Origin of the sequence: Marinifilum breve (genome assembly GCF_003202155.1) — a bacterium.
GTDB classification, from domain to species: domain Bacteria; phylum Bacteroidota; class Bacteroidia; order Bacteroidales; family Marinifilaceae; genus Marinifilum; species Marinifilum breve.
Genome location: NZ_QFLI01000001.1, coordinates 788,288 through 808,746, shown reverse-complemented (window position 1 = coordinate 808,746; position 20,459 = coordinate 788,288). Strand labels below are relative to the sequence as shown.

Here is a 20,459-nt window from a genome sequence, read left to right as displayed (position 1 = left end):
ACTGTCTAATGAGTCGGAAAGGGTAGGCTGTAACAGGACATCACCTCTCTGTGATGCTGGTAACGAACCACAATGCGAAAGCGGGCTTCACCGGCAGGCATATCTTCAGGAAGTAAAACCATAAGAATGGAAGCATTCTCATTGCTGATCATTTGAAGCTTTACTTCTTCCTCTTTGCTTTGAAGATACACTCCAACCTGCTCATCATCTTTGGGAAATCGAAAGTTGACACCATTAATTTCTACAACACGTAATGCTTTTAATTCCTTTAATTCTTCGTTTGTATGTTTGTTAATCAGTTGACGGATAGATGGTCTTTTGGGGCTTTTGTGTGTTTTTTGAAGCTTGATGTTTTGGGGTAAATCCTTTAATGATTTGCCAGGAGAAGTTGTAAAACACAATTGGTGTCGTTGGGGATGAAAGTAATCACTTGAATTGAGAAACTGTCCCCTGATGCTTGGCTTTATTTTCACAAAAGGCAGATTCACAGTAAAGCCTTCTTTAAGAGAATTTTCGATTGCATGGTTCAGCTCTATGAGAACTCCTTTAGCTTCTGATCTTGTTATGCCTGAACCAGGAAAGCAAATGCGATCTACAATACCATCAAGATCTACACTTCCGCGACTTTGAACCTTGGCAAGGTAACTATTCTTAAATCCGGTTTTAAGTTTGTTAGGGTTAAGAGCATATTTTACAGTCATAATTTCAGGATTTATCCGATTTACTGATAAAGATAAAAGAATTATTGTTTGGTACCAATGAGAATTTACCTGAGGTTAGTGCAAACTACAAGAGGCTCTTTGAATAAGGAGTTGGGAGAGGAAAAAATGGTTAAAACCAATATGAGTCCTCATGAACAAGGCTTATGAAGCTGAACCGCTATAAATGGCAGGGCTGATTTTGCCTGTTCTTTGTGCGAATTGCATAAGGAGAAGAAAGATAGGGAGATAACGTCTGGTGATGAGCCCAAAACCCCCTTGGCGGGCAATAATAAACTCCTCATTATTGTGGATTCAACCACTTTCAAAGCATCAATATTTTCCCGATACTCAGTTTTTTTATCCAATTTGCAGCTACAGTTAAGTGTTAGATTTAGATGCGTTATTTTACTAAAAACAACATGCTGTTATGGCCTAAGTTGGTAGTTGGGCTATAAAATGAAGTATTGGTGAAAAGGACAATAAATTAAATATGGTTCTATATGGAATATAGTGGGTAACTAAATCAATCATTATTAGAAAAATTATCCTATGATTCTTTAATTTAACTTTGTTTTGCTCGAGCCGCATGGCTCATCCTTTTTCCATTGATGAAAAAGGATGCAAAAAATCTAGGGCGCGTAAGCTCAAACTATTTATACTTGAAAAATTTAAGTGCGGCGGGGTGATCTTCGAACAAGTTCTCAGCTTCCCCGTCTTACTAAAAATTTTTCTGCGTCTAATCAGCTTGACCTTCCAATGCCCACTTTGGAGAATGGAACAAGGTAGGTAGATAATAATGAATTTAAAGAATTACCCACTCCAAATCATTCAGAGCCAGAGATATTTATTGTTCTTCTCACTTTTCTTTTAATAGGAAAGATTGTTACATCATGACAAAGACATTTGGGAAGAGAGTGAGTAAAGGAATTTATATTGGCTTGTTATTTTGGTTTTTGATTGCTCAGATGCCGGGAGCAGGGGCGCAAGGCAAATCAGCAAACGCAAAGCCGAACTTTATATTTATACTGGTAGATGACCTGGGATGGTCCGATTTGGCCTGTTATGGATCGGATTTTTATGAGACGCCAAACCTCGATAATCTGGCAGCTGAGGGAGTACGTTTTAGCAATGCCTACGCATCGAGTCCGGTATGTTCTCCAAGCAGGGCAAGCATTTTAACGGGGAAATATCCTGCCCGTCTTGATCTTACCGACTGGATACCGGGAAGGCAGGCAACACATCGGCCAGGTAAGGGGCAGAAGCTATTGTGCCAGGATTTTGCTGAAGAAATGAAGCTGGAGGAATACAGCATTGCCGAGGCCTTAAAAGATCATGATTACCATACCTTTTTTGCGGGCAAGTGGCACATTGGAGAGGATTCGATTTATTGGCCCGAGCACCAGGGCTTCGATATAAATAAGGGGGGATGGAAAGCCGGATCGCCCAAGGGAGGATATTTTAGTCCCTATGTAAACCCTCGTTTAAAAAGCGGACCCGATGGGGAATACCTTACCGATAGATTAACCAATGAAGCCATCCATTTTTTGAATGAAAGCAAAGAACAGCCCTTCTTTTTGTACCTGTCCTATTACACGGTTCACAACCCATTGAATGCAAAGCCTGAAACCATTGAAAAGTATCGCAAAAAGGCGAGCAAACTAAAAGCGCCTCAGAAGGAAAAATTTGTAGACCGATCGGAATGGAAACAGGTGTTGGGAAAAGGAAATTTTAGAGAGCGAATGGTTCAGGATCATGCGGTTTATGCAGCCATGATTGAGCATATGGATGAGAATGTTGGCAGACTGTTACAGGAGGTAAAGGACTTGAAATTGGATGACAATACCATAGTAATTTTTACATCGGATAATGGAGGCTTATCCACATCCGAAGGTTCTCCCACATCCAATCTGCCTTTGCGTGCCGGGAAAGGCTGGTTGTACGAGGGCGGCATTCGTGAACCATTGATTATCAAATGGCCGGGAGTGGCCAAGGGGGGGAGTGTGAACCACAGCCCTGTGATTGCTACCGATTTTTATCCGAGCATTTTGGAAATGGCCGGAATTGAAGCTATCCCTCAGCAGCATACCGATGGAGTAAGCCTGGTTTCCATCCTGAAAGGAGATGAGAAATTTTCTCGCGATGAGCTGTATTGGCACTATCCGCATTACTCGAACCAAGGAGGTCGTCCTGCAGGAGCAGTACGAAAGGGAAAATACAAGTTGATTGAGTTTTATGAGGATATGCAGGTAGAATTGTATGATCTGGACAATGATATTGGTGAGCAGTCAGATTTGTCCGGTAAAAAACCGCAGCTGGTGAAAGATTTAAGAAAGAAATTAAAGGATTGGCGCAAGTCGGTGAAGGCTAAAATGCCGCATCAGAATCCTCATTATCAACCATAAAGAATAACAAATGTAAGGGGAAGGATGCTTTTGGAAAAAGGATTGCATTCGTTTACCTGTTGGCTCAAAGTGGATGGGTTTGAAAGGGGTTGTTTCTTGTTGCGAAGGAGACAGCCACTTTTTGTTACAGCCAATTTGAAATAAGGATGAATTGCATAAATTGGTATCCTCTGTAAGCTTTGTTATTATTAAAAGTATTAATTTGAACCCATAACCAAAATTCTCTTACCCATTGGAGAATACAGACCGAAAATTTGTGAAACTATGAGAGCATTTCTTTTCTTACTATTGTTGTTGATTGCAGAACAGCTTCGTTGCGAAAACGAGGTGGTTCGATATTTAACTGTGGAAGATGGGCTAACTCAGAATGAGATTACCGGAATTGTTCACGACTCAAAGGGCTTTATGTGGTTTGCCACACGTGGTGGTTTAAATCGTTACGATGGCTATGAGATCGTACAGTTTAAACCCAGGGTGGGAGACCCCAACAGCATATCAAATCCTTCTATCGAATGTTTGTATGAAGATTCGAAGGGAAGATTTTGGATAGGAACAAAATCAGGAGGGGTGGACATGTATGACCCCAGCAGTGGGAAATTCAGGCATTTTAGAAACGATAGCTTGTCAAAGCCTCAGATTGGCGACAATCGCATTGTTTCCATTTTTGAGCAAAGCAATGGGAACATTTGGTTTGGAGGCTGGACCGGGGGAATAAGCATCTGGAATCCGCAGACCGATTCAATTCAGTATCATTTTGAGAACCATAAGATTTCGGCCATAAAAAGTGATGGTAGGGGGAACATATGGATAGGAACCAATCGGGGAGTATATCAATATAAGATAGAGGAGAAGAAGTTTGAGAAACTCAAAATGGGTGCATATAACCGATCGGACATTAATGATTTACTTATTGATGCCAGGAGAAATGTACTGTGGATTACTGCCTGGGATAAGGGCTTGATCAGGCACGACTTAGATAGCGGGAAAACAAAGGGATATTTGCCAGGAGGTGATTCTGAACTGAAGAAAAGGTTCAACCGAAATTCCTATTCCATACTTCTTGATTCCAAGGGAATGGTGTACATGGGAACATGGGGAGGCGGTCTGTTTCGCTTCGATCCCGATTCGGAACAGTTTAGCAAACAAGTTCTGAAACCTCAGATGCTAGGTGAGTTGAATACCGATTACGATATTGTTCTTAAGATCATAGAGGATAAAACGGGTACCATTTGGGTAGGTACCGATGGTGGAGGAGTATGTCGTTTGAGTGAGCAGCCTCCTTTTCAGGGGATTTCGGTGTACAATGAAAGAAGAACAGGCATTGAAAACTACCACATGCTGTCCTTGCTGGAAGATAAAAGCGGAAAGCTATGGCTGGGCACCAAGGGGGGTGGACTTTACTTGTCGAATGACAGGAACAGTTTTGTAGAGATTAAACCCAATGATCCTAAGAATGTTGGTCCTGATTACAAGGTGATCAAGTGCATGTGGGAGGCTGCAGATGGAAAAATGTGGGTAGGAAGTAATTTTGGTTTGCATGAGATCATAAGCAGGAATGGAAATTACTACTTGTCCAATTACACCGAAACAGCAAATCTGCAAATCAGAAAAATCTTATCCATACATGAAAAAGATGGCCTTTTAATGCTGGGAACACAGCAGCAAGGCTTATGGGTTGGAGAAAAGCTAAATACCAAGGAGGAAAACTGGAAGCAGTATTCTACAGGCGTAAACTCTATCCTGCGGAATGAGAGAATTTCTTTTATCCGTACCGATAGTAAGAAGCGCACATGGATTGGAACCTACAAGGGAGTTTATTTTTTCGATGAGAAGCCAGGGAATTTTTCAGAGCTGAAGTTGGCAGAAAACAACCAGCTAAGTAGCGATATTATCTTGTGCTGGTGCCAGTTGGATGAGACAACTTATTTGTTGGGTACTCCAAGCGGATTGAACCTTCTTTCTGAAGGAAACACAGGCGAATTTCAGGTAGAGCATTTCTATCAAAAGGAGGGTTTGCCCGATGACTATATTCACGCAATAGTATCAGATGAAAACAGGCATTTGTGGATTAGCACCAATAGCGGAATCTCCAGGTTTAACCCCGACAGCAAGTCATTTAGCAATTACGATGTAAGTGATGGTTTGCAGGGGAGGAGTTTTTCCGAGGATTGTGCGTTTAAAAATTCCAATGGAGAGATCTTTTTCGGGGGAGCAAGTGGAATCAACTATTTCCATCCTGAAAATATAAAAGACAATACTGTGCTGCCCAATCCGGCCATTATTGGTTTGGAAATGCACAACAAAAGGGTAATGGCAGGCGAGGAGTTGCATGGCAGAAATATTCTCGAAAAAAATATCAGCTATACCGAGGAGTTGGAGTTGACGCACCGGGAAGGTGAATTCTCACTGACTTTTGCTGCCCTGGCCTACGATGCACCAGAACGAAATAAATATGCATATCGTCTTTTGAACTACGATACAAGATGGAATTATTCAGGAAGCAACAGAACCGTTACATACAACCAGCTAAGGGCAGGGAAGTATGTGTTTGAAGTAAAGGCATCTAACAATCACAATGTATGGAATGAGAAACCTGTGCGATTGCACATCAAAGTGATACCCGCTCCTTGGAAGTCCTGGTGGGCCATTGTAATCTATATCCTTATTGCTTTGGGACTGGTGGCACTAATCAGGTGGGTAGCGGTTCGTCAGAGCAGGATGGCTCACCGTCTGGAGATGGAGAGCATGAAGCTCGATCAGGTGAACGAGTTGAATGAAATGAAACTGCGATTCTTCACCAACATTTCCCACGAATTCCGTACGCCGCTGACACTGATTTTAGCTCCTGTTCAGGAACTGCTAAAGGGAGAGGACCTTCCCTCCCTTGGACGAAAAAAGCTAAAGGTAATTGAACAGAACTCTAAAAAGCTATTGGGACTGGTAGGGCAATTGCTCGACTTTAGAAAAGCAGAGACCGGGAAGATGAAAATACTGGTTCGCAAACTGGATCTGATTAAATTCCTGAACCAGGAAATTAAAGCATTTCGATCCTTGGCCGAAAGTAAGAATGTAGAATTGTCTTTTGAACATGAAGTCAGTCAGCTGACCCTTTGGTTCGATCCTGAGAAAATTGGGATTGTTCTGAATAACCTGCTCTCCAATGCCTTCAAGTATGTTTCGGAGGAAGGACATATCGCTGTAAAAGTGAAGCGGGAGGAAGAGAAAGTGAGTATACAGGTTTGCGACAATGGTCAGGGAATTCCTGAAAGCGATTTGAAACGAATTTTTGACCGCTTCTACCAGGTAGAAAGCAATTTGAATCGCTCAAGAGGTGGTTCCGGGATTGGCCTGGCCCTTTCGAAGAGGATCGTGGAGTTGCACCAGGGAGTGCTTGCGGTAAGAAGTACCAGAAATGTGGAAACTGTATTTACCATAGAACTGCTGTTAGGGAAAGAGCAGTATGAAGAAAACCAGCTTGAAGTGATATCAGAAGCGCAAGAACCTATGGGAGAATTTGTGCAGCCTGCTGTAGATGTGCCTGCACCCAAAAGACAGGTGAAGAAAGAGAAGGGAGAAAGAGATGTCATTTTAATTGTAGAAGATCAGGAAGATATCAACAATTATATTGCGGATATGCTGGGAGAAGACTATGATGTCATTCAAAAGTTTGATGGAATAGAGGGATATGCCAATGCCATGCAGAGCATACCGGATATCATTATTTCGGATGTGATGATGCCGGGAATGGATGGATTTGAGCTGTGTGAGAAGATTAAAAAAGAGGAAAGAACGGCTCATATTCCAATAATACTGCTGACGGCAAAAACAGCCGATCAGTTTAAAATTAAAGGATTGACAACAGGTGCCGATGCCTATCTGACGAAACCTTTCAATCCTGAAGAGTTAAAGACAAGAGTCTATTCTTTGCTGAAAAACAGGAAGATGTTGAAAGAATCCTTCAGCAAGAAAGTGAAATTGGAACCTACTGACATAGAAATCTCATCCTATGAGGAAGACTTCTTAAACAAAGCCGTACAAATTGTAGAAAAACAAATGCACGAAGCAGATTTTAATACAGAAGTACTGGCCTCTTCTCTAAACATGAGCAGCTCCACCCTGTATCGAAAATTAAAACAACTTACAGGGATGTCAACCAGTATTTTTATTAGAACGATTCGTTTAAAAAGAGCAGCTCAATTGTTGGCAGATCCACAAAAAACGATTGCAGAAATTTCGGTGCAGGTTGGTATTTCTGACTTGAAATATTTCCGCAAATGTTTTCGGGAATTATTTGGCAGTTCACCATCCGACTATAGGCAAAATATTGAAAAACAATAGATAAGTATGATTGAGTGAAGGTTTAGCCCTTCGCACTTGCAATAAATAACCCCTTTAAAATAGATTGATTTCCCCCTTGTTGATGAAGTATTAGATTCTAAGAAGGGGCGTTTTTCAGAGATCTTGCAAGTAGAAATTATTTGTAAGGAAAATGAATAAATCAAACTCTTTTACAGGTCAGAAAAGTGAATCGAGAAAGCTTAAGCTACTTAATTTTATTGCGTACATCTTTTTGATCGCAATTCTGGCTGTAATCTTTATTGCAATTTTAATCTAATTACTAGTTATGAAAAAAACTATGCGAAAACTAAGTCTTCTGGGTGTAGTATTGTGCGCTTTTGTCTCTATGCTACATGCACAAACACTTACTGTGTCCGGGAAGGTTTCAGATCAATCCGGACTAGGTTTGCCCGGAGTAAACGTCGTCATTAAAGGATTTACAAGTGGAACGGTTACCGATTTTGATGGCAATTATACCATTGAAGCGGAGAAAGGAAATGTTTTACTATTCAGTTTTATTGGATACAAAAGCAAGGAAGTAGTGTGTTCGACCGAATCAAAAATCGATGTTGTTCTCGAAGAAGAGACCATTGGTGTTGATGAGGTTGTTGTGGTGGGTTATGGAACCCAGAAAAAAGCGAATTTAACGGGTGCTGTTTCTTCCATGCGAATTGATGATGCCGTAAACCAGCCTGTGACCAATACCACCCAGTTGTTGCAGGGTAAAATGACAGGGGTTCATTTAACTCAAGGAGGTGGACAGCCTGGTAAGGATGCTGCAACCATTCACATTCGTGGTATTGCTACCAACGGAGAATCGGGACCATTGGTTTTGGTTGATGGAGTGGAAAGAAGCCTTGGAGATGTAGCTCCATCTGATATTGAAAGCATTTCTGTATTGAAGGATGCTGCTTCGGCGGCTATTTATGGTAGCCGTGCGGCAAATGGTGTAATTCTGATTACCACAAAAACGGGTGAAGCCGGAAAATTAAAGGTAAAGTACAATGCCTACTATGGCTGGCAGGAAGCTAGTGTACTTCCAAAGATCATGGATGCGGCAACCTATGCAGAATTGATCAATGAAGCTACGGGAGAAGTAAGATATTCAGAGGAAGAGATTGCGAAAATCAAAGATGGATCGGATCCTGATCGTTATTCTCAAACCAACTGGGCAAAAGAGATTTTTAGAACGAGTCCGGTAACCAACCATTACCTGTCTTTTTCGGGAGGATCGGAAAAAACTTCCTATGTATTCTCCATGAACTATATGGATCAGGAAGGGATCATGCTTGGCTCAAGTGCCAAACGATACAATATGAGAGCTAAAATTGACTCTCAAATTAAGAAGTGGTTGAAAATTGGTGTGAACATCGATGGTAGTGTGAAAAATATCAAGTCACCATTGGATGATCTATCAGGAGATGGTGGTATCATGAGAAGAATTTATTTTGATACACCAGTGGCTCCGGTAAAATATTCAAATGGCGATTGGGCAGTACAGGATGGTAGTGAAGCTTTCTTTATTAAAAACGTAGCTTTCCGTTCTCAATTGGGTAAAAATGAAGATGATCAGTACCGTTTGAATGCCAAGTTTTATGCGAACCTGAATTTGTTAAAAGGCCTGGAATTCAGAACCAATGTAGCCTACAGTTATTATAACGCACTGGGAACTAAATTTTCTCCAACATTTTCATTGAATGATCTGGATGGGAATCCTGTTGTGACCAACGACATTAATACCTTGAAAGACAATTCAGCCACATGGCACAGACTTTTGAATGAGAACATTTTAAAATACAATGTGGATTTCGACAAGCACTCCATTAATGCCTTATTGGGACATTCCATTGAGACCTATCGCAAAGATGCCATGAACAGTCAGATCAGTGGATTTCCAAACAATGAGATTCATGAGTTAAATGCAGGTTCTATCGATCCAACGGTATCTGGTTCTGCACAGGAGTTGAAGCTACAATCTTTCTTCGGACGCGTAAACTATGCATACGATAGCAAATACCTTTTTGAGGCCAATCTTCGTATCGACAGTTCTTCACGATTTGCAAAAGGAAACAGAACCGGTTACTTCCCATCATTCTCTGTGGGCTGGAGAGTTTCTGAGGAATCATTCCTTGCGGATGCAGAATTCCTGTCGAATTTAAAAGTGAGAGCCAGCTGGGGAAAACTGGGAAATCAAAATATTGGTAACTCATTCTACCCTTATGAGCAAACTTACAACCTGGGTCAGGATTATATTTTTACCGATGGAGCCAGTTTGGTTGGAGGTGCAGCCATTACAGGTTTGGCTAACAGAAACCTGAAATGGGAAAGTACGGAAACCTATGACCTTGGTATTGACTTTGGGATTGGAAACAACTTTAGTATGTCATTTGATTATTTCCACAAGAGAACCAATGATTTGCTGTTGAAGTTGCCTCAACCTCTAAGTTTAGGTAGTGCGGCACCATATCAGAATGCTGGTGAAGCAGTAAATAAAGGTTGGGAAGTATCTGGTGAATATCATGGCAAAACAGGTGATTTGTCTTATTCGGTAGGATTTAACTTGTCGAGAATCCAAAATGAATGGACCGACTTGAAAGGAACAGAATTCTATCCAACCAACAGAATTCACCGAGAAGGAGAAGCCATGTTCTCTTACTACGGATGGCAGGCAATCGGAATTTTCCAGACCGATGAAGAGGTAGCCAATGCTGCAACACCTTCCAATAGTGCTGCTCCTGGCGATATCATCTACAAAGATGTGAGTGGACCTGATGGGGTACCTGATGGAAAGATTGATGACAATGACCGTGTAATTATTGGGAACCCGATTCCTGAATTTACTTACGGACTGAATGGTAGTTTAAACTATAAGGGAATTGATTTCGCCTTTTTGTTCCAGGGAGTGAAAAATGTGGATCGTTACGTAAGTGGAACAGGAAACCATGCCGGAAATGGTGACAGAGCCAACTGGACTCCTGATTGGGTAAATCGTTGGACTGCTGAAAATCCAAGTAGCAAATACCCACGTCTGGGTCACAACCGAGACAACGACAAACAATCATCTTACTGGGTGCAGGATGCTTCATACCTGAGATTAAAGAACCTGGAAATTGGTTACACTTTCCCACAAGCCTTAAGCAAGAAAGCTGGAATCGAGAGATTAAGAATTTACATGAGTGGTCAGAACCTATTGACTTTTACCGATTACAAGAACTGGGATCCTGAAAAAGCGATAGGTAACATTAGAAGTGAATCTTACCCATTGGCTAAAACCTATACTTTGGGTGTTAATTTAACTTTTTAATTGAATTAAGGAATGTTGATTTCCATGAGTATGAAGCTCATGAAATTCCTTCTTAGGAAGGAGAAAAACCTTAATGAAAAATTATAGACAGATGAAAATTAAGATATTATATTTATTCATGATACTTGGGATTGTGAGTGCGTGTTCCGATGATTTTATGGATACCTCCAACCCCAATCAAATTAGTGATGGCTCATTTTGGAGCAGTAAGAGTGATGCTGAATATGCCCTAACCGGTTGCTACGATGTACTACAGAGCAAGCCAATGTATGGTGGTGGCGTTTACAATTCAGGAATTAGAGATCATGATTGTTTGAGTGATAACTCCTATAATGTATGGGAGTGGATGGGATTGGAACCCATTGCTGATGGAACTACAGATCCTACTCATTGGTTTTTGCAGGGATTTTGGGAAAGTGCCTACAAAGGAATTGCCCGCTGTAACAATGTAATTGCCAATGTACCAACCATTGAAAGCATGAGCGAGGATGAGATCAACACCATTCTGGGTGAAGCCAAATTCTTAAGAGCATTGTTTTATTTTAACCTTGCCAATGGATTTGGAGAAGTTCCCTTGATTCTGGAACCTCAAACCGTTGAGACTGCATCAATCGCAAAAAGCACAGTTCGTGAGATTTACGATGCAATGATTGTAGATCTGACCTTTGCAGCCGATAAGCTGGGAACAGCAGACTTTGGTCACGCCGATCAAGGGGCAGCATTAAGCTTGTTAGCCAAAGTATATCTGTATGATGGAAAATTTACCGAGGCAGAAGCTACTGCCAAGCAGGTTATTGATTTGGGAACCTATACCTTGTTTTCGGATTACAATACCCTGTTTACACCAGCCAACGAGGTGAATTCAGAGGTGGTTTTCTCGGTAAGATTTGAGAGCGGTTTGGCTGATAACAATGGAGAAGCATTTTCGGGTACCTGGGCTAAGGTAGCACAAACACATCACCAGCCAATGCCAAACTTTGTGGATGACTTTTACTGCATTGATGGATTACCAATTGATCAGTCACCATTGTACGACGCCAATGATAACAAATTGAATCGTGATCCTCGTTTGGATGTATCCGTAATATTCCCGGGAGAAGTCTGGATTGAAGGCGGTAACCCATTGGCAAAGAAGAAAGTGAAGACAGGATATGCCATGCACAAGTACATTCGCAATACCACCGAATATTTGTCAGACGGACCTCAGGATTTCTACGTGATAAGATATGCCGATGTATTGTTAATGCGCGCTGAAGCCTTAATTGAAAGCAATCAGATCAGTCAGGAAATCTATGATTTAATCAATGAAGTGAGAGCAAGAGTGAACATGCCACGAATCGAGGATGTTGAAGGAGCAGGATTAAGTCAGGCAGAATTGAGAAACATCCTGCGTCATGAGCGCCGTGTGGAATTTGGATTGGAAGGAACCCGTTACTACGACCTGAAAAGATGGGGAACACTTGAGGAAGCAACTGTTCGTGCAAATGCCGATAACATTGTGAACCATTTTATGGCATTCGAAGGAGACAGAACCCTTTACTGGCCTCTACCTCAGGTAGAAGTTGATAACAACAAACTTCTGGATCAAAATCCAAACTGGTAAAACAAGCAAAGAACAATTTGAGATAATTAGAAACAAAAGAAGCATTTCACTTGCTGCCCCATCCGTAAAAACGGGGCAGCAAGCTCAAGGAAAAGTACACCCTTTTGCCGACAGCTTTTGGGGGACACAAAGGCTTCTTTCTTAATTATTTAAAAAGAAAATCATATGCGAATTCAAAATATACAACAAAGAACAAATGTTTTTTTGTGTCTGATTTTTATGACATGTTTCTCTATCGCCTGCGACAACAGTTCGGTAGAAGAAATCATTCCTGAAGAGGAGACTCCTGTTGAAGAAACACCACCGGCACCGGAAAACAAAAAAGGGACCTGCATGTCCTACAAAAATGCAACATGGTCAACCAGAGTATCGCGATTAAAAGCACATTGGCATTACTCATGGGGAAAAGACTTGAAACCCAATGAACCAGCCAATGTAGAATATGTACCAATGTTTTGGGGCAAGAAAGTAGAAGATGAAACCATAGCCTACCTAAAGCAACTCAAAGAAGAAGGAAAAATAAAGCACATACTCGGATTTAACGAACCCGATGGCGAGGAGCAAGCCAATATGACCGTTGATGAAGCCATCGCCCTTTGGCCTAAACTCGAAGAAATAGGATTGCCATTGGGAAGCCCGGCAACCGTTGGAAGTCCGGCAGGCAATGCATGGTTGAATGATTTTATGGCAAAAGCAGAAGCTCAGGGGCTTAGAGTAGATTTTGTTTGCATGCACAGTTACGGCGGATTGAATGTAGATGCCTTTATGGACAAGCTAAAAGAAGCACATGAAATGTATGGCAAGCCAATCTGGATTACTGAATTTGCAGTAGGCGACTGGAATGCAACAACACCAGAGGAAAACAAGTACTCTGCCGATCAGGTTTTAAACTTTATGAAAGTAGTGCTGCCTAAATTGGATGAGCTGGACTATGTGCACCGATATGCATGGTACAATGCCAAAACAACCGATGCACCATTGGCATCATCGGTACTGTTCGATGAAAATGATGAGTTAACCCCACTGGGAGAATACTACGCAAACTTCGATCCCAATACAGAGATTGGTCCGGGAGAAGATCCGGTTTCGGAAGAAGACCCAAATAGCCTGATTACCAACGGAATCTTTGAAACAGGAGAATTTACCCCATGGCAAGGTTTTAAATCAGGAGTTGTAGGAGAAGCCACTACAGAAATGTATGAAGGTGCCTATTGTGGAAGAATACAAAATAACGATGGCTCCATGTTCCAGGTAATCACTTTGGAAGCAGGCAAAACCTATGAAATCAGCTTTTTTACCAAATGGGAGGAGGATACGGAACACACATTTGCCTTAAAATTAAAAGATGAGGCAGGTGAGAAAGCCATCTTGCACAGTCTTGACATTTCAAAGAGTATAGAGTGGACGGAAAATAAAACTGAATTTACTTGTCCTGATGGAGTCAGCAAGGTGAAATTCCTTCTTTACAAAGGAAAAACGGATCCTGCTATGCCACCAATTTACCTTGATAATATTTTGGTGAAGGAGAAAGTATAAAGTAAATGAATTACATGAAAAGAATCTGCGAATGAGTTGATTGGCAGATTCTTTTCGAAGAACGACGATATGATGAAGAGTACAAAAATGGCTTTGATTTTGGGAATGATAATGGCATTGTTCTCATGTGCAGAAGAAGAGAATACTACAATTTATCCTGGTGAAGTCTGGAAGGATACACAGGGAAATCCAATTAATGCACATGGAGGTGGTATATTGTTTCATGAGGGAACCTACTACTGGTATGGTGAAATGAAACAAGGTAAAACCTGGAGAGTACCCTATTTAAAGTGGGAATGCTATAGATGTGATGCGGGAGGAGTGAATTGCTATTCTTCAAAAGATTTGGTGAACTGGAAACATGAAGGAGTGGCCTTGCCATCTGTAAAGGTCGATTCAACTCATGACCTGCACACCTCAAAGGTGATTGAACGCCCAAAGGTAATCTACAACCGAAACACAGGAAAGTTTGTCATGTGGATGCACATTGATTCCGAAGATTACCAGTATGCAAGGGCAGGAGTAGCCATTAGCGATCACCCGCAAGGACCATTCACCTATCTGCAAAGTATGCGTCCCAATGGTGCCATGAGCAGGGATATGACCCTTTTTGTGGATGAGGATGGAAAGGCATATCACTTTTACTCCTCGGAAAAAAACAAAACCATGCATGTAAGCCTGTTAAACGATGAGTATACAGCTCCATCGGGCAAGTACAAAAGAATTTTAGAGAAGGAGTCACGTGAAGCTCCGGCGGTATGGAAACACGAAGGCAAATATTATATGATTTCATCAGGATGTACTGGTTGGTCGCCAAACCCGGCTCAAATTTCGATTTGCGATTCGGTAATGGGAGATTGGAAAACGGTATACGATCCATGCCTTGGAGAAAATGCCAACAAAACCTTTTACTCTCAAAGCACCTATGTGCTGCCAAATCCATACAGAAAAGGAGAATACATTTACATGGGAGACCGCTGGAATAAAACCAATTTGGAAGATTCGAGATATGTATGGCTGCCCTTAAGCTTTGAGAATGGCAAAGCCAAAATTGAATGGCAGAAAGAGTGGAGTGTGAAATAATTGAACCCCTCTGTGCAGAATCAGAAAAAATTAAAAGAACGAATTAATCAAATTATATCATGAATTTTCAAAATTCAATACTACTGGGATCTGTTTTGTTGGGAAGCATGGGAGTTTCCTGTAAAACGCAGCAAAAGAGTGCTGAGTCGACACAACCAAATGTAATTGTTATTCTGGCTGACGACGCCGGCTATGCAGATTTTGGTTTTATGGGAAGTACCGATCTGGAAACACCTAATATCGATCGTTTGGCACAGGATGGTGTCATCTTTACCGATGCGCACGTTTCAGCTACGGTATGTGCTCCCTCAAGGGCAGGATTGATTACCGGAAGATATCAGCAGCGATTTGGTGCAGAATGTAACCTCCCTCCGCACAATTTAGGTGTAGATACCAGCGAGCTGAGCATTGCTTCTGCCTTGAAAAAGCAAGGCTACCATACATCTGTATTTGGAAAGTGGCACCTGGGAGAACAAGAGGAGTATCATCCCAATAGCAGGGGATTCGATGAGTTTTTTGGTTTTCTGGAAGGAAGCCGTTCCTATTTCCCACATGAAAAGAACGACAGACCCGGCGATCCGCATGAGATACAACACAATGGAAAGCATGTAGATTTTGATGGATACCTGACCGATGTTCTGGGAGAAAAAGCCATTGAATATGTAGAGCAGCAGAAAGACAATCCCTTCTTTATGTACCTTTCCTTTAATGCGGTTCACACACCCATGCATGCCACCAAAGAAGATTTGAAAAGATACGAAGGACATGAGCGACAGGATTTGGCTGCGATGACCTGGGCCATGGATAGAGCCATTGGAAAGCTGGTGAGCAAATTAAAGCAGGAGAAGATCTATGAAAATACATTGATTTTCTTCCTGAGCGACAATGGAGGAGCTCACAACAACCAATCTTCCTGCCTGCCATTAAAAGGCTGGAAAGGAAATAAGTTCGAAGGGGGACATCGTGTTCCATTTGTAATGACCTGGCCTAAAAAAATAAAGGGCGGACAGAAATACCATGCCTTAACATCGGCCCTGGACATTTATGCAACGGCATATGAGGTAGCTGGTGGACAGGGAAGTCCGGGAAAGAAACTGGATGGCGTGAACCTGATGCCATTTGTGACAGGTAAAAAGGAAACGGCTCCTCATGAGCAATTGTTCTGGAGAAAAGAAGGAATGGCAGCTGTTCGCCAGGCAGACTGGAAGCTGATTCGAGTGGATGGCTATGGCTATCGCCTGTATAATCTGGATCGTGATTTGGGTGAAAGCAAAGACCTGCAGCTAGCAGAAAAAAGTCAAATGAATGACATGAAGATGGCCCTGGAGAATTGGGAAGAAGGCCTAATGGCACCCTTGTGGACAGAAGATAAAAACTGGAACAGGGTAACCTTCGAAATTCATAAGGCACTTATGGAGAACCGGAAATCAAAGATTCATTCACCAGGCGATTTGAACGCAGCAGAACAAAAGTAAATCAATCACTATGCAAGGAAAAGTAATATCATATATCATTTTACTGATCTTGGTTTGTACCAATACAAGTTTTGCAAAGAACTATTATGTAAATCCTGTTACAGGCAATGATCAGTATTCAGGTACGACTCCTTCGCTGCCATTTCAAAATTTAGATAAGTTAACAGCACTTCAAATGCATCCCGGAGACAGTATACTGCTGTCTTCGGGCGCTGTTTTTTATGGCAGCCTGGAATTGAAAAATGTGAAGGGAAGGAAGGGGCAGCCCATTGTAGTTTCCACCTATCATGCAGGTGCTGCAAAGGCAGGAGAAAAGGCGCAGATTAAAGCTCAAGGAAAATTAAATGGCGTTTTGTTGGAGAACTGCAGCTTTGTAGAGCTTGAAAATCTTCAGATCAGTGCAGAAGCTGATGGTATGCCAACTGCCAATAAGAATGAAATGTGTTGCGGCCTGTTGGTAAGAACAAGCAGGGTGGATCAATATGCTCATATCCATTTAAGGAATCTGCATGTAGAGAATGTTTTCTATGAGAAAAAAGGCTTTCAAAGGGGAGCCAAAGAGGTAAAAACCGCCAACGGATCACAAAACTATGGTTGGGGAATTCGTTTTATCAATTCCCTTGAGGGGGCATCAATCGAGGACATAAAAGTTCAGGATTGTTTGGTGAAAAATGTAGCCCATACAGGAATCAAATTTACTGGCAAAAGCGCACAATATAGCTTGAGAAATATAGAGGTGGAAAACAATAAGGTGATGGAAACGGGAGGTCCGGGCATTCAGATGTCGGGCGTGGAACATGTTGTTGTGCGTAACAATATTGTAGACAAATCGGGAAGTATGGATGATACCAGAAAATGGGGACGAGGCAGTGGCCTGTGGACCTGGGGTTCCAATGATGTTTTAATTGAAAAAAATCGTTTTGTGAATGCCAATGGTCCGGGAGATTCTGCCGGAGCCCACATCGATTACAATTGCAGCAACATCGTTCTGCAATACAACTTTAGTGCAAATAACGCCGGGGGCTTTTGCGAGATTTTGGGGAACAATTACAATTGTGCCTACCGCTACAACATCAGTGTTAATGATGGGCATCGTGTTAAGGGAGAGAAGAATGCTTTTCAGGAAGGAAAGATCTTTTGGCTGAGTGGATACAATGGCAAAAGAAAACGCAAAGGCCCTTTCAACTCCTATTTTTATAACAATACCATTTTCGTGAAGAAGGCAATTCATGCTAAAATAGCCATCGATAAGGCTGCTGAGGGTGTACTCATTGCCAACAATATTTTCTGCATTCAGGGAGAAAGCAGTGCCGTATTGGGAGATCAGTATCGTCCTGAAAAAGCTGGAATGTCGCAGGTTAAAAATGTTGTTTTTCGAAATAACATGTATCTGAAAGCGGAGAATTGGCCCGGAGAGGTCTCCATTCAGGATGAAAGCGCCATTTATGCAAATCCGAAATTTAAAAATCCGGGAGGAAGTCAAATCTCAGATTACCTGCCGATGAATTCAAAGCAATTGAAGAACAAAGGAATTCAAATTCAGAAGCTACCGGGAGATACCATTGGTTTACTTCAGGGATTGAAGTTAAATTATGATATATTAGGGAATAAAATTACCGGCATGCCCGATTTGGGAGCAATCGAAATAAAATAAGGCCAACAGGAAACGAAGATGTACACCGTACTTGAGAGTTTCCGGTGGCTTTAAAATGAATAGGTAAACAGATGAAGAAGATCTATAGCAATATATTAATGACTGGTGCAGTTTTGATGGGAGCTTTGCTTTCAGGAAAGGAAGCTGTAGCGCAGGAAAAACCCAATGTGATTGTTGTTTTAACAGATGATCAGGGTTTTGGAGATGTAGGGTTCAATGGCTGCAAAGACATCCCCACTCCCAATATCGACAGGATTGCCAATAATGGAGTGAAATTTACAAATGGATATGTGACCTATGCCGTGTGCGGGCCAAGCAGGGCCGGGATTATTACCGGACGCTACCAGGATCGCTTTGGTTTTGGAAGAAATCCTCTTTGTGCCCCACAGGATACCATGCAGGGATTACCTGCTAGCGAAGAAACCCTGGCAAAGACACTTTCCCGTTCAGGCTACAAAAGCATGGCATTGGGGAAATGGCATTTGGGAGCGCACAAATCTCAATACCCTTTGAAAAGGGGATTCGATGAGTTTTATGGTTTTCTGAGCGGAGGGCATAGATACTTTCCTGAAAACTGGAATTTGAACGACATTACAGAGATAAAAGCTCAATTTGATGCCTACAATACTCGCCTGATGCGGGATAATGGCAGGGTGCATGAAACAGAATATCTTACGGATGCACTCAGCAGGGAAGCGGTATCCTTTATCGAGCGAAAAAAGGAAGAGCCATTTTTCATCTATTTGGCCTACAATGCCCCTCATGCTCCTTTGCAGGCAAGTAAAAAATACCTGGATCGCTTCACCCACATCAAAAATAAAAAGAGAAGAATTTATGCTGCCATGCTCAGTGCCGTTGACGATGGTGTTGGCCTGGTTTTGGATAAGCTGGAAGAGCTGGGCCTGGATGACGATACCATTGTTTTCTTCCTGTCGGATAATGGAGGACCGGAAAGCAAGAATGGCTCTGATAATGGAGCATTGCGCGATGGAAAAGGGAGTTTGTACGAAGGTGGAATTCATGTTCCTTTTGCCATGCAGTGGCCGGGAAAGATTCCGGCTGGCATGGTCTACGAAAACACGGTCAGCTCTCTGGATATCTTCGCTACAGCAGTGGCTTATGCCAAAGCTACACCAAAGAACCAACTGGATGGGGTGAACCTGATTCCCTATCTGAATGGAGAGAACAAGACGAAACCACACCCGCAATTGTTCTGGCGAAAATACGATCAGAAGGATTTTGCAGTAAGATCCGGCGCTCACAAATTGGTGAAATACAAATCGGAAGAGGAGGAGATCTACCATTTGGAGGAGGACATCAGCGAAAGCAATCCTTTGGAGCTTAGCGAGGAGAATCACTATTCAGATTTAAAGGAAAGCTATCAGAAATGGGAAGCAGAAATGAAAGACCCTGTCTTTTTGGGCTTGATGCAGAATAAAAAGTACAGCAGGCTAAATCCTGAACGCTTTAAAATGATTAGTCCTTTTAAGCCGGATACTTTAGGAGCCAAAGCTCCCGAAGGATATGAGCTTTTGTGGGCCGATGAATTTGATACGGATGGAAAGCCAAATTCCAAATATTGGTCTTACGAAGAGGGCTTTGTACGCAATAAGGAATTACAGTGGTACCAGGCCGATAATGCCAATGTTGCCGGGGGAACGCTGATTATTGAAGGCAGAAGGGAAGAGGTAAAAAACAAGAAGTACAAAAAGAGAAGCAAGAACTGGCGTTACAACAGGAAACAGGCCGAATACACTTCTTCCTGCATCAAAACAAAAGAGAAATTCTCATTTCAGCATGGCATTTTAGAGGTCAGAGCTAAAATAGATTCTCAATTGGGCATGTGGCCAGCTATCTGGACCCTGGGAATCGATCAGAAATGGCCTGCAAATGGCGAAGTGGACCTGATGGAGTTTTACCGTCACAATGGAGAGGCCAAACTACTGGCCAATGCAGCCTGGGCCAATGAGGACGGGCAAGCTGTATGGGGTTCTGAAAAACTTCCTTTTGCGGATTTTACGGCTCAGGAGAAGGACTGGGCAGATAAGTTCCACATTTGGAAAATGGAGTGGACCAAGGAGTACATTCGCCTTTACCTGGATGATGTTTTGCTGAATGAAATCGACCTGAAAAAATCAGTGAATGCCGATGCTTTCAATCCATTTCATCAGCCCCATTACATCTTGCTGAACCTGGCGATTGGAGGAAATGGAGGAGATCCTTCCCAGAGCAATTTCCCGTCGCAATATGTGGTGGACTATGTAAGAGTTTATCAGAAAAAATAAAACCCGAATAAAAATATTGATGAAGGGGACGTGAGATCATTTGGCAGACATGCCTTGGTGCTAAGCTCCTCTTCATTT

10 protein-coding genes are annotated in these 20,459 nt (G+C 42.1%); 9 read left to right on the top strand and 1 reads right to left on the bottom strand.

Annotation, left to right across the window (positions count from 1 at the left end):
* Positions 1–5 precede the first annotated feature (5 nt).
* Positions 6–701 (bottom strand): HU family DNA-binding protein, encoded by a 696-nt coding sequence (locus tag DF185_RS03345; RefSeq protein WP_110359289.1) that lies wholly within the window; start codon positions 699–701, stop codon positions 6–8.
* An 890-nt stretch (positions 702–1,591) separates the two neighbouring features.
* Here DF185_RS03345 and DF185_RS03335 point away from each other — a divergent pair.
* The 9 genes from DF185_RS03335 (at position 1,592) to DF185_RS03295 (ending at position 20,381) form a co-directional block, all read left to right on the top strand.
* Positions 1,592–3,103 (top strand): sulfatase, encoded by a 1,512-nt coding sequence (locus DF185_RS03335; RefSeq protein WP_110359287.1) that lies wholly within the window; start codon positions 1,592–1,594, stop codon positions 3,101–3,103.
* A 264-nt stretch (positions 3,104–3,367) separates the two neighbouring features.
* A complete protein-coding gene (locus tag DF185_RS03330) occupies positions 3,368–7,441 on the top strand; it encodes a hybrid sensor histidine kinase/response regulator transcription factor (protein ID WP_110359286.1) in 4,074 nt (1,357 codons plus the stop codon).
* A 286-nt stretch (positions 7,442–7,727) separates the two neighbouring features.
* Positions 7,728–10,745 (top strand): SusC/RagA family TonB-linked outer membrane protein, encoded by a 3,018-nt coding sequence (locus DF185_RS03325; protein ID WP_110359285.1) that lies wholly within the window; start codon positions 7,728–7,730, stop codon positions 10,743–10,745.
* A gap of 91 nt (positions 10,746–10,836) precedes the next feature.
* Positions 10,837–12,348, top strand: coding sequence for a RagB/SusD family nutrient uptake outer membrane protein (locus DF185_RS03320; protein WP_165835923.1), 1,512 nt, complete (start codon positions 10,837–10,839; stop codon positions 12,346–12,348).
* A gap of 165 nt (positions 12,349–12,513) precedes the next feature.
* Positions 12,514–13,884 (top strand): glycosyl hydrolase, encoded by a 1,371-nt coding sequence (locus tag DF185_RS03315; protein ID WP_133249939.1) that lies wholly within the window; start codon positions 12,514–12,516, stop codon positions 13,882–13,884.
* Positions 13,885–13,953: 69 nt separating this feature from the next.
* Entirely contained in the window at positions 13,954–14,967 is a 1,014-nt protein-coding gene (locus DF185_RS03310; RefSeq protein ID WP_165835922.1) for a glycoside hydrolase family 43 protein, read from the top strand.
* A gap of 59 nt (positions 14,968–15,026) precedes the next feature.
* Positions 15,027–16,442: a sulfatase-like hydrolase/transferase gene (locus DF185_RS03305; RefSeq protein ID WP_110359282.1), complete on the top strand. Its 1,416-nt coding sequence runs from the start codon at positions 15,027–15,029 to the stop codon at positions 16,440–16,442.
* A 10-nt stretch (positions 16,443–16,452) separates the two neighbouring features.
* Positions 16,453–18,096, top strand: a complete 1,644-nt coding sequence (locus DF185_RS03300) for a right-handed parallel beta-helix repeat-containing protein (protein ID WP_110359281.1) — start codon at positions 16,453–16,455, stop codon at positions 18,094–18,096.
* Positions 18,097–18,167: 71 nt separating this feature from the next.
* A complete protein-coding gene (locus tag DF185_RS03295; RefSeq protein ID WP_110359280.1) occupies positions 18,168–20,381 on the top strand; it encodes a sulfatase-like hydrolase/transferase in 2,214 nt (737 codons plus the stop codon).
* The last annotated feature ends 78 nt before the right edge of the window (positions 20,382–20,459 follow it).